This is a genomic window from Cloacibacterium sp. (assembly GCF_047601505.1).
In the GTDB taxonomy this organism is placed as follows: Bacteria; Bacteroidota; Bacteroidia; order Flavobacteriales; family Weeksellaceae; genus Cloacibacterium.
In genome coordinates this window covers 2,772,484-2,785,065 of record NZ_JASGJD010000001.1, presented here as the reverse complement: position 1 = coordinate 2,785,065, position 12,582 = coordinate 2,772,484, and the positions used below count along the sequence as shown (strand labels likewise).

Here is a 12,582-nt window from a genome sequence, read left to right as displayed (position 1 = left end):
AAATTAATGATTTTCAAATTTGTCTATTATATCCAAAATCGTATATTTGTGTACTAAATATAATTTTAATTTATGAAATTTATTGTTGCAAGTGGTGAATTACAAAAGGCTCTACAAATTGTAAGTGGAGTAATTTCTAGTTCGCAATCAAGACCTATATTAGAAAATTTTCTTTTTGAATTAGATAGCGAAATATTAAAAATTACTGCTTCAGACGGAGAAACTACTCTTTTAACTTCTCTGGCTGTAAAATCTGATGATAGTGGTAAAATTGCTGTTCCGGCAAAGATGTTTCAAGATGTTATTAAATCTTTCGGAGATCAGCCGCTTACATTTTCTGTAAAAGAATCTGAAAGTGGAGAAGGTGGTTTGTTAGAAATTCTAGACGAAAAAGATAATTATTTTGTAGCGCTTGATAATGCTGAAGATTATCCAGAATTACCAGAATTTGATGCTGCTCAAAAAGTTACCATCTCTTCAGGAGTTTTGGCAGATGCATTAAGCAATACGCTTTTCGCAACAAGTAACGATTCGCTAAGACCTGTTATGACGGGTGTTCTTTTTCAATTTTCGGATAAAGAAACCAATTTTGTATCTACAGATTCTCACAGATTGGTGGTTTACAAAAGAACAGACGTTACTAGCGATGAGCCTGTAGAATTTATTATGCCGAAAAAACCATTGTCTATTTTCAAAAATATTTTGTCTAGCTCTAATGACGATGTTTTGATTGAATTCAACGAAAATATGGCGAAATTTACTTTCGGTGAAAACGTTTGGATTTGTAGATTAATTGATGGTAAATATCCTAACTATTCTGCGGTTATTCCTAAAGAAAATCCTAATGTGTTAACTATCAATAGGAATTTATTGCTAAGTTCTATTAGAAGAGCATCTATTTTCTCTAATAAATCTACCAATCAAGTAAGATTTAAACTTTCGGGTAATGTTTTGCATCTTCACGCAGAAGATACAGAATTTGCAAACAAAGCAGATATGCAAATACCTTGTAACTATAATGGTGAAGATATTAATATTGGTTTCAGTTCTAAATTTTTAACCGAAATGCTTTCTGTTTTAGGAGCTGATGATATTACATTGAAAATGTCTCAACCAAACAGACCAGGCATTGTAGAACCAGTAGATGGGTTAGACGAAAATGAGCTTATTCTAATGCTTTCTATGCCTGTAATAGGAATGTAATTTAAGTGCTTCGATTGGTCATTGTGAGGAACGAGCAATCTTAATAAAATATATCAATAGAGTCGGGCTTTAGCCCGACTTTTTTGTTAAATTGAAATTTGGCTTTAGCCAAAATCTAAATTACGGTTTTTAAATCTCCTTATCTCTCAAAAAATCACGATATTTAAAATAAAAACGTATGTATACTATTCAAAAGATTAAAGAAGAATTTCATCTGACAAAAGCCATTTCTTTCATTGAAAATAAAGGAAGCTATACTGATACTTTAACTAAAGAGTTTGTAGATTTTGGAGGTTCTTGTGATGTTTATATACAAGAGTTTGATGATGAAATGCTTCAAAATCAAGTAGATGTTTTTAATAATTTTCTTTTAAATTTTAGAAATTATTTGTCTCGAATAAATAGTTACATTTTTTCAAATTTAAATGCATTTGAAAAAGATACAGATAATGAATTAAGTTTTGATGTGATTTTTGTGCCTCAAACTAATTTAAAATATGAATTGATTCTAGTTTGTGGAAAGAAAGTAAAGTTTTTATTTCTTAATAGAAGAATAACTTTGCGTATTGAGATAAAAAATGGCTTAATCAAAAGTATTAAAAGAACAAATAATTCTACAGAAGATAATGATTAAATTTCCTTATCTCTCAAAAAATCACGATATTTGCAAACTATTAAATAATAAGATTTTTAGAAAATTTTTAAATTTTCGAATCATCAAATTTTCAAATTAATTTTAAAATGAAAATCTCAAATAATTGGTTAAAAGACTATATCCAAACAGATTTAAGCTCAGAAAAAATTGGAGCTTTCCTTACAGATATTGGTCTGGAAGTAGAAGGAATAGAAAAATATGAGTCTGTAAAAGGTAGCTTAGAAGGTATTGTTGTAGGTAAAGTTCTTACTTGCGAACAACATCCTAATGCAGACAAATTGAAAAAAACTACTGTTGATGTTGGTGATGGTAATATTCTAAATATTGTTTGTGGTGCGCCAAACGTAGCGGCTAATCAAACAGTTCCTGTAGCTGTAGTAGGTACAAAAATCTATGATAAAAATGGTAACTTTTTCGAAATTGCAAAAGCTAAAATTAGAGGAGAAGTTTCCGAAGGAATGATTTGTGCCGAAGACGAATTAGGACTTTCTGATGACCACGGTGGTATTATGGTTTTGGATGAAGAAATCTACAAAGTAGGAGAGCCTTTTGCTAAATATTTTAGCTTAACCAATGATGAGGTTTACGAAATTGGTTTAACGCCAAATCGTACAGACGCAATGTCTCACTATGGTGTTGCAAGAGATTTACATGTTTTTTTATCTAATAATGCACTGAAATCTGAATTTGAAAAAGCAGCTCTGGGAATTGTAAATACAGAAGGCGAACATGGTTTTGAATTGGAAGTAGAAGATTCAGAATTGTGTCCTAGATATATTGGCGCTATTATAGAAAACGTAACGGTAGCTCCATCACCAATTTGGCTTCAAGATAGATTGAAGGCAATTGGTCTTTCTCCTATTAATAACGTGGTAGATATTACCAATTACATTTTACACGGTCTTGGTCAGCCACTTCACGCTTTTGACGCAGATAAAATTTCTGGGAAAAAAGTAAAAGTTGGGGTTAATGATGCGGGTACAAAATTCACAACTCTTGATGCGGTAGAAAGAACTTTAAATGGTTCTGAAATCATGATAAAAGATGGTGATAACAAGCCAATGTGTATTGCAGGTGTTTTCGGAGGTAGCGAAAGTGGAGTTTCTAATGAAACCAAAACTATTTTCTTAGAAAGTGCTTATTTTAATCCTGTTGCAATTAGAAAAGCAGCCAAAGCGCATGGTTTAAACACAGATGCTTCTTTCCGTTTCGAACGTGGTGTAGATCCTAATAATACCAGAACTTCTATTACTCATGCTATTAAATTGATTGAAGAAGTTACAGGTGGTAAAAAAGTAGGGAATTTATTAGAACATTATCCTCAAAAGTTTGAAGATGCAAAAGTAATTTTCAGATATTCAAAATTAGACCAGATTTTAGGCGTTAAAATTCATAGAGAAAAAGTAAAAGAAATTTTAAAATCTTTAGATATTGTTTCCCTTAACGATATTCCAGATGGCTTAGAATTGGCGGTTCCTCCGTACAGAGCAGATGTAACCAGAGAAATAGATGTAATAGAAGAAGTACTTAGAATCTATGGTTATAACAAAGTAGATGCACCTCAAAAAATATCTTTTACACCAGTTAAATTGAGTTTAGAAGACCAAGATGCACTAGAAAATTCTTGGGCTAGAACTTTACAAAGCAATGGTTTTAATGAGGTAATGAACAATTCTCTTACTTCTGTAAAAGACGAAACCCACGCAGTAAAACTACTCAATCCGCTTAGTACAGAGCTTTCTTTTATGAGAAAATCTCTTTTAGAAGGTTTGCTAGAAAATGCAATTTACAATATCAATAGAAAAAATCAAGATATTAAGTTCTTCGAATTGGGTAAAATTTACCACAAAAAATCAAAATACGAAGAAAGAAAACAATTGGCGATTTTAACAAGCGGAAGAAATTATTCTGAGAATTGGTTGATGCCAAAATCTTCTACAGATTTTTATACTTTAAAAAGTTTTGTAAATATTTTATTGGGTAAACTTAATCTTGAAACCGAAGAAGTTTCTCTAGAAGACGAAAGATTTTCAGATGCTTTAGAAATTGTTTCGGCAGGAAAAACAATTGCGAGATTAGGAAAAGTTTCTCCAAAACTATTGAAAGATTTCGATATAGAGCAAGAATGTTTCTATGCAGAAATAGAATTAGAAACGGCTCAACAATTAAGAAGTAAAGACAACTTTAAATTTGTAGATATACCAAAATTCAATAAGATTAGAAGAGATTTAGCGTTATTAGTAGATAAAAACGTTACGTATGCAGCGCTTTACCAATTGGCGAAGAAAAATCCTTCTAAATATCTAAAAAACATTAATTTATTTGATGTGTATGAAGGCAAAAATCTACCTGAAGGTAAAAAATCTTATGCACTAAGTTTTGAACTTTTAAACGAAGAGAAAACTTTAGAAGAAAAAGAAATTACTTCTGTGATGGATTCTTTAATTAAGAATTTCAAAAAAGAGTTCAATGCAGAGCTTCGTTAGTGATAATCATTAATCAAAATATTAATTATGAAAAATATAATCTTAGCACTTTTTGCAGTAATTACATTGGTTTCGTGTGGTTCTAAAGCAGGATTTTCTTCTAAACAAGAAGTGGTAACCAATACAAAGTGGATTTTGGCAGATAATGTTTCTGGCAGCAAAGTTCCTACTTTAAATATAGAAACAAAAAGAATTTCTGGTAACGGAAGTTGTAATAATTACTTTGCAGAAGCAATGGTAAATGCAAGCAATGGTACTTTTGTAATTGGAAATGTGGGGGCTACAAGAATGGCTTGTAATGACCTTAAAACTGAGCAGAATTTTTTCAATCTTTTAGAACAAGCAAATAAATATGCCGTAAAAGATGGCTTTCTAGAATTGTATAAAGATAATCTCTTGTTACTGAGATTCAAAAAATAGAAAACAAAAAAAACCTCGATTTAATCGAGGTTTTTTCTTTTATTCTTCGTCTTCTTCGTCATCATATTTTGCTAACTCTTCATCGCACCATTTGAAGGCTTCTTCTACCACTTTAGTAGCTTCATTAGCAAGGGTTTCTTCGTCGTCACCTTCTAAATCGTCTAGCCATTCTACTTCTTCTTCTTCTACGTTTAAAATAAACCTTGGATATTCGGTGTGAACTACAAACAGATCCTCAGGAAATTCTGAATTGTCTGCCATTAAAAATTTTGGGAGTTTCATATTTTTAAGTTTTAAATAATTTCTCGCTACAAATTTAGTAAAATAAAATTACCGATAATTATTTTTATTGATTTTCATCTTTTTTTCTGATATGATATATATTATGAAAATTGTTTTTTTTTTCTTTAAAAGTAAAAAAATGTGATTGCTTTTTTAAAATTCTTGATTGTCAATAATATACTCTGGCCTTTTTTTTATTTCATCAAATAGGTTACCTAAGTATAAGCCAACGATGCCAATTGTTATAAGCTGAACACCACCAAAAAAAATGATTAGTACAAAAATGGAAGTCCATCCAGAATCAGCATGTGTATATCCTAGTAATTTTCCCAAAATAGACCATATTCCCAAAGCTATTGCAAGTATAACGGAAAAAAATCCTAAAGATAAAGACATTTTTAAAGGTTTTGAAGAAAAATATAAAATTGAGGTTGTAGCCAATTTTACCATTTTATTAAATGGATATTTTGTTGTTCCAGAACTTCTAGCTTCACGTTCATAATAAAAAGGAACTTGTTTAAATCCTACCCAAAAAACTAAACCACGTACATATTTTTCTCTTTCTTTGAGTAGATTGAATTCTGAAATTACATTTTTATCTATAAGACGAAAATCTCCTGTGTCAACAGGTATGGGAATTTCAGAAAAACGATTAAGTATGCGATAAAATAATTTAGCAGATGCTTTTTTTATATAATTCTCTCCTTTTCTAAGTTTTCTTACAGCATAAACTACATTAGCATTGTTATTTTTCAATGTTTCTATCATTTCAGGGATTAACTCTGGAGGGTCTTGTAAATCAGCATCTAATATAACAGCTAAATCACTTTTACAATTATTAATACCAGCAGTAACTGCTGCTTGATGACCGAAGTTACGAGAGAAGTTAATTACCTTAACGGCTGAGTCTTTTTTTATTTCTGTAAGTATTTTTTTTGTATTATCTGTGCTTCCATCATTTATAAAGAGCATGCATGTATCTAGTTTTAGCTCGCTTACAACTTTTTTTATCCTATTATAAGTCTCTTTTAATATTTCTTGTTCGTTATAACAAGGTATAATTATAGTAATTGATTTATGCGTCATCATTAATTAATTTTGTATAATAGTCTTTTAATTAATTTTTTTATATATAATAATATGGACTGGCCATTGTTGAAATTGTTTTACTTTTTTCCATATATTTTTATTATTCAATTCTTCTATTAATTCGTCAGATTCATTAGAAATGTTTGAATAAATGTAATATTTTCCATTTGTATTTCCTTCTATTGATTTAGGCGAATTTATCATTTCAATATACTTTCTTTTTCCATATAAGCAAAAACCTGCATTAATCTCATTGTAATTAATTTTTTGTGAATCAATATAATTAAAACATTCTTTTCTAAGGTTATAAAATGGTAAATGCGCTAGTGTACCGTCCCAAGCAACTGATATTTTTTCAGGATAAATCCAAAAAATCCCTGTAAGTTCTAGTAATAATGTAATTATAAATATTATTTTTAGTTTTTTTAAAGGTAAATATTTATATAAAATAAATGCAATCAGTATTGTTAATAAGCTATATTGAGGCAAAAAATATCTGCTTGAAAAAGGCATTTGAGATATAAATATAAAAATGAAATATATTGAATATAATTCTAAAAATAATAATATTATAAAGCCAATTTTATTGAAAAAATAAATCCTTTCTTTCCAAATTTTTGGTAAAAATACCAAGAAAAGAGTCCAAATAAAAAATCTGCCATTTTCTATAGCTCTAAGTACAAAAGAAAAAAAATGCTTTATTATGAAACGAAAATCTTTTGGTTGTTGGTAATGTTCAGTGTAAATTGAGTCATTAAAAAACCAACCTCTATTCATAAAGTAAATAATAAAATATAAAGAAAGCAAAATGAAAGTTGGTAAATAAGCTAAACTCCATCTTATAATATATTGATTATTATTTAATTGTTTTATCTTAACATAAAGAAAATGAACTATAAATAGTGATATACCAGCAAAAATACCTCGCATGCTAATAGCGCACAAGAAAAAAAATGCACAAGAAAAAAGTAGTTTTTTCTTATCAAATATGGCTCTTAGGCAAATAAAAAATGCAGTATAAAGTATAAAATCTGGTGATGCTACTGCAAATTGAGCCATTACTGTAGGTTCTAGCATTATTATTGCAACTATCCAAGGGATATACTCTTCTTTAAAAAAATTCTTTAAAAATAATTTTAAATTATAGATTAGTAAAAAAAAACAAATAATTGCCAAAGAATGGTAGATCCAAAGATGGTAACCAATTATTTTCCATAAAAAAGCTACTATAAGGCCTAAAATAGGTGGGTGATATCCAGTTCCAGCCAAGTCGGAACCTGAGGATACTTTAGGCGTTAGGAAATATTGAAAATCATTTAAATAATACCAATGTGCAGATTTTGAAATTTGCATAATATTATCACCAAAGTAAACAAAATTTAAACTTATTAAGCCTAAAATGAGATAAATAGCAATTAAAATTCCATATATTAATATAGAAATATTTTTAGAGTTTTTCAAGAGTAGTTGGTTTTATGTTTTTGTAAAAGTCTGAAATTAAAAAAATAATCATTAATAGAAATAGTATAAAGGCAGGTTCTTGAGGTAAAATTTCATTAAGTCTAGAACATCTGATATAAGAATATGTGGAAACTGTAATTAAGGTAATTGGTATATACCATTTTTGAGGGAAATATAATAAAAAGACAATTCCTAAGACATCTGCAAGATACAAATATCTTTCGTGCATACCAGGTAGTAAAAATGGGGTAATAACTACTGAGATATATGCAAATTTTATCCAATTTTCATTATTGAATTTCCATTTATTACTTTTAAGTAAAAGTGTTGTAAATAAAACAAATAGAAAAGTGGTTATAATTCCTATATATTTTACAGGTTCATAATAATTATTATTAATAAAGATATAATAGTTAGGGAAATTCATAGTTAGTGATTCATAATAAGTACTTTGTTTAACAAAAATAGTAATTAAATCTAAAAATGGTCTTCCGGCTATCCAAGTTGGTATAATTGTAATAATGTACATTAATGGAATCATTATAAAGTAATACCATTTTATTTTGTTCTTAAGAAATAATAAAAAAAAGAAAGGGCTAATAAATATTGCTTGCATTTTGAATGAAAAAGCAATACTAAAGAAAATAATAGCGGCAAAATATTTTTTTTTAATAGCATAATAAACCGATGCAATTGTAAAAGCAGAATATATAGAATCAGATTGAGACCAATAGCTACTATTTATGATAAATGTAGGCATAATGGAAAAAATAGCAATAACAAGCCAAATAATTTTCTTATTGTTATATTTTAAATTTACTAATAAAGCTACATAGTAAGCTGCAAATAACTCAAATATAACAGATAAAGCTTTTATAGCAAATAAAGAATTTAAGTTTAATTTAACTATTAGTGTGCAAAAGTAAATGTAAGCAGGGCTATAATTATAAAAATTATATTTTAAAGATTGAAAACTTCCATGTGATTTAATGAATACAAACCAAGGCTCAAAATAATATATATAATCTCCAACTTTATAAGGAAATAAAAATAATCTTATTAAGATTCCTATTATTATGATTGCAATACAATGCCATATTTTAATTTTATTAATTATAGTATTAATCATTATTTTTTGAATTTTCCAAATTAAAATTTAATAAACCTTTCCGCCACTTTTTCTGCTTTTTTAGACTCCGAATAATCATAAAAACCTTCACCAGATTTTACGCCAAGTTTTCCAGCGGTAACCATATTTACTAACAGAGGATTGGGAGCGTATTTAGGATTCTTAAAGCCATCATACATCACATTCAGAATGGCTAAACAAACGTCTAAACCTATGAAATCTGCCAACTGAAGTGGTCCCATTGGATGTGCCATTCCCAGTTTCATTACCGTGTCTATTTCTTCTACACCAGCAACTCCGTTGTAAAGTGTTTCTATCGCTTCATTTATCATTGGCATTAGAATTCTATTGGCTACAAAACCAGGATAATCATTCACTTCTACTGGGGTTTTTCCTAGAGTTTTAGACATTTCAAAAATTGCATCAAAAGTCTCTTTGGAAGTAGAATAACCTTTGATGATTTCTACCAATCTCATCATCGGGACTGGATTCATAAAGTGCATTCCGATAACTTTTTCGGGTCTTTGGGTTACCGAAGCAATTTTTGTAATAGAAATAGACGAAGTATTGGTAGCCAAAATGCAATTTTCTGGTGCCAATTCATCCATTTGTTTGAAGATTTTGAGTTTTAAATCTAAATTTTCAGTAGCAGCTTCTACAATAAGTTGCGCTTCTGAACAAGCATCAGAAAGTTGAGTATAAGTAGTAATATTTCCGATGGTTTCTGCCTTTTGTTCTTCGGTAAGGTTTCCTTTGGAAATAATTCGGTCTAGATTTTTAGAAATAGTGGAAATGCCTTTTTGTAAAGCTTCTTCCGAAACATCTACCAAATTGACTTTAAAGCCAGTTTGTGCAAAAGTATGAGCAATTCCGTTGCCCATAGTTCCAGCTCCTATTACGACGATGTTTTTCATTATATATATTTTTTTTTCAAGTTAGAAAATTTCAAGTTTTGCACTTTTTAGTTGTGCTTTCGAAGGAAAATCAATTATTTAATATTTAAGAAATCCACAGTAGTTCTTCTTTAATTATTTTCCAAATACCATTAATTTTTTTTAATTCATATTTTATTCCTTTACCACATTTTCCACCACATGAGATGTTTATTTCACAATATGCTATTGTCATTTTTTCATTGAAAATAATATCAGAAATAGTATAAAGACCAGTTAAATTGTCATATTTTTTACCAAAAATTTCGTCTTTGTAAGGAATAGAATTAATTCTTTTTATTTTTAAATTTTTAATTTTACTAAAATCTATTTCGTCTAACTTTTCATTTAAAAAATTTTCTGAATCGTCTAATGCTTTTTTACTTTTGTAATATTTTAAAGTATCTAATTTGTAAAAGTTTGGATATAGATAATAAGTTAGTTTTAAATTATTAACTAAACTATCATTAAATTTTTTATGTTCTATTGAGCCAAATACAATTTTTTTTGGAGGAAAAATTTTTATACCAAAAGCAGTAATATTTCTCTTTAAAATTAGATTTGCAATTTCATATTCATCTTTTTCAGTGTTTTTTTTACATTGAATGAATGATAAAAAAAGTGAAATAATTGTTAAATATTTTATTAAATGTTTCATTTCTTGATTTAGATTCCTACTGAATGACAAAGATGCTTTAAATTTACTTCATATAGAAAAAGAACCCAGATTTTGGGTTGCTCAATTCATTATAAACCACTTTAGAAATATCCGAAATCATTTTACAATTTACCACACTAGATTCCATAGAATCGCTTACAAAAACCGAAATGGCGTAATGTTTTCCGTTGGGCAATGTAATAATGGCAATGTCATTTTCGGCACCTGTTAGTCCGTCTTTATTTTTGCCAGATGTACCTGTTTTGTGTGCAATTTTTGCAGTTTTTGGCAATTGTTCTACCAATTTATTTGTTCCTGTAGAAGTAGAGTAGAGCACATCCATTAGAAATTTGGTAGATTCTTTTGATAAGTATTTACCAAGATAAAAATTTTTCAAAATTTTACTTGAAGATTTCATGGTAAGGTAATTTTCATATTGGTTTTTCCAAGCACTTTGCATGGTTTCTTCGTTGTAAACAATTTTGAAATTTCTTGCACCTTTAGAATCCATAAATTTTTGTACTACTTGCGTGCCGCCAATTAATCTTAGCAAAATATCACAGCCTACATTATCGCTCTGTGCAACAGTATATTGAATTAATTCAGAAATAGGCATTTCAAAATTTCCTTCGGGATTTTTTTCTCTAATTGGACTCCAAGTTTCGGGTAAAAGTTCAGATTTTTTGATGAATACTTTTTGGTCTAAACTCAATTTTCCTTTATCTACCAAATCCAAAACTGCCATTGCAATATGGAATTTGAATACACTTTGCATGGGCAATTTTTTGTCGGCATTGGCATTGTTGTAACTAAAAGGGAAATCAATTCCTAGAACAGAAACGCCAACGGTTGCATTTTTACCATTTGTAATTTTACTAATTTCTTGATTAAGGTTGCCTTTTTGACTAAAAATAAGTGCAGGAATGAGAAGTAATATAATTTTTAAGTATTTCATAATCAGTTATTTAAAATAGAACCCCATAAGTGAAAACCTATGAGGTTTGGATAAATCCAAATATATGAAAAACAACTTTATTTTATCTCAAAATATTCTAAATTAAACTGCTATTTTTAATAAAAAATTTTGATTATTAAAAATTGTTTATTGTTTTCAATGCATTTGAAACCATTGAAGAAATAGCGATTTTTTTCATTTTGATTTTTTTGTAAATATATAAATAATTTCATTGTCTCAAAATGAGATTATAAATAAATTTTAAAAAATTTCTTCAAATCGCTGGAGATGCTTGCCAATAAAGGTTTTAGGTTACTTAGAAATCAGTTTCATAATTTCTAATGCTACTTTCAAAGCTTCTGTTCCATCTTCTAGAGAAACTTCTACGTGTTTGTTTTCGGTAATAGAATCAGCAAAAGAATTCAATTCGTCTAAAATAGCATTATTCGCCTGAATGTTTGGATATTCAAACAAAATTTGAGATTTTTCTCCGTCTGCATTTTCAATAATCATGTCGAAATCGGTAGGATGTTCTGGCGCATCTTTCATTCTGATTACTTCTGCTTTTTTCTCTAAAAAATCTACCGAAATGTAAGCGTCTTGTTGGAAAAATCTAGATTTTCTCATCGCTTTCATAGAAATTCTAGAAGTTGTTAAATTCGCTACACATCCGTTTTCAAATTCTATTCTGGCATTGCAAATGTCTGGCGTTTTAGAAACTACACAAACTCCACTTGCGTGAATTTCTTTCACTTTAGATTTTACAATAGAAAGTAAAATATCCAAATCGTGAATCATCAAATCCAAAACCACCGAAACATCTGTTCCTCTTGGGTTAAATTCTGCCAAACGGTGAATTTCTATAAACATAGGATTTTTGATGAAATCTTTAGATGCAATAAACGCAGGATTGTATCTTTCTACATGTCCTACTTGTGCTTTTATGCCATTTTCTCGGCATTTATAAAGTATTTCTTCAGCTTCTTGAAGGGTTTTAGTTACGGGTTTTTCGATGAAAAAATGAAGCCCTTTTTCTATGGCCTTCATTGCGTAATCGTAATGATAAATGGTAGGTGTTACAATATCTAACATTTCTATTTCATTTAATAAATCGTCGAAATTTTCAAAATATTTGTAACCAAATTCAGCTTCTAGCTTTTTACCGTTTTCTACATCTTTATCATGAAAGCCTATTAATTCGTATTTATCTGATTGATTTAGAAGTCTTAAGTGTATTTTTCCAAGGTGACCAGCACCTACCAAACCTGCTTTTAACATAGAATTTTTTGTTTCTGTAAAGATAAGAAATTGT

12 protein-coding genes are annotated in these 12,582 nt (G+C 28.9%); 4 read left to right on the top strand and 8 right to left on the bottom strand.

What is annotated here, in order from left to right; all coding sequences use genetic code 11:
• Positions 1–72 precede the first annotated feature (72 nt).
• The 4 genes from dnaN (at position 73) to QM746_RS12655 (ending at position 4,764) form a co-directional block, all read left to right on the top strand.
• Positions 73–1,203: a DNA polymerase III subunit beta gene (gene dnaN / locus QM746_RS12670; protein ID WP_414984563.1), complete on the top strand. Its 1,131-nt coding sequence runs from the start codon at positions 73–75 to the stop codon at positions 1,201–1,203.
• A 178-nt stretch (positions 1,204–1,381) separates the two neighbouring features.
• Entirely contained in the window at positions 1,382–1,837 is a 456-nt protein-coding gene (locus QM746_RS12665) for a hypothetical protein (RefSeq protein ID WP_414984562.1), read from the top strand.
• A gap of 107 nt (positions 1,838–1,944) precedes the next feature.
• Positions 1,945–4,344, top strand: a complete 2,400-nt coding sequence (gene pheT, locus QM746_RS12660) for a phenylalanine--tRNA ligase subunit beta (protein ID WP_414984561.1) — start codon at positions 1,945–1,947, stop codon at positions 4,342–4,344.
• A gap of 27 nt (positions 4,345–4,371) precedes the next feature.
• The gene (locus QM746_RS12655; protein ID WP_414984560.1) at positions 4,372–4,764 is read left to right on the top strand and encodes an META domain-containing protein; all 393 of its coding nucleotides are present in this window, start codon (positions 4,372–4,374) and stop codon (positions 4,762–4,764) included.
• Positions 4,765–4,803: 39 nt separating this feature from the next.
• Here QM746_RS12655 and QM746_RS12650 read toward each other — a convergent pair whose 3' ends face one another.
• The 8 genes from QM746_RS12650 to QM746_RS12615 form a co-directional block, all read right to left on the bottom strand.
• On the bottom strand, positions 4,804–5,046 hold the full coding sequence (locus QM746_RS12650; RefSeq protein WP_374361862.1) for a hypothetical protein: 243 nt from the start codon (positions 5,044–5,046) through the stop codon (positions 4,804–4,806).
• A gap of 153 nt (positions 5,047–5,199) precedes the next feature.
• Positions 5,200–6,135: a glycosyltransferase family 2 protein gene (locus QM746_RS12645; RefSeq protein WP_414984559.1), complete on the bottom strand. Its 936-nt coding sequence runs from the start codon at positions 6,133–6,135 to the stop codon at positions 5,200–5,202.
• 24 nt (positions 6,136–6,159) lie between these two features.
• Positions 6,160–7,596 (bottom strand): hypothetical protein, encoded by a 1,437-nt coding sequence (locus QM746_RS12640; RefSeq protein ID WP_414984558.1) that lies wholly within the window; start codon positions 7,594–7,596, stop codon positions 6,160–6,162.
• On the bottom strand, positions 7,583–8,725 hold the full coding sequence (locus tag QM746_RS12635; protein WP_414984557.1) for a hypothetical protein: 1,143 nt from the start codon (positions 8,723–8,725) through the stop codon (positions 7,583–7,585). The genes QM746_RS12640 and QM746_RS12635 overlap by 14 nt, the downstream gene beginning before the upstream one ends.
• 20 nt (positions 8,726–8,745) lie before the next feature.
• Complete coding sequence (locus tag QM746_RS12630; RefSeq protein WP_414984556.1) at positions 8,746–9,639, bottom strand: 3-hydroxybutyryl-CoA dehydrogenase; 894 nt, start codon at positions 9,637–9,639, stop codon at positions 8,746–8,748.
• An 85-nt stretch (positions 9,640–9,724) separates the two neighbouring features.
• Positions 9,725–10,315: a hypothetical protein gene (locus QM746_RS12625; protein WP_414984555.1), complete on the bottom strand. Its 591-nt coding sequence runs from the start codon at positions 10,313–10,315 to the stop codon at positions 9,725–9,727.
• 43 nt (positions 10,316–10,358) lie between these two features.
• Positions 10,359–11,270: a class A beta-lactamase, subclass A2 gene (gene bla / locus QM746_RS12620; protein ID WP_414984554.1), complete on the bottom strand. Its 912-nt coding sequence runs from the start codon at positions 11,268–11,270 to the stop codon at positions 10,359–10,361.
• A gap of 312 nt (positions 11,271–11,582) precedes the next feature.
• Positions 11,583–12,548 (bottom strand): Gfo/Idh/MocA family protein, encoded by a 966-nt coding sequence (locus QM746_RS12615; RefSeq protein WP_414984553.1) that lies wholly within the window; start codon positions 12,546–12,548, stop codon positions 11,583–11,585.
• Positions 12,549–12,582 lie beyond the last annotated feature (34 nt).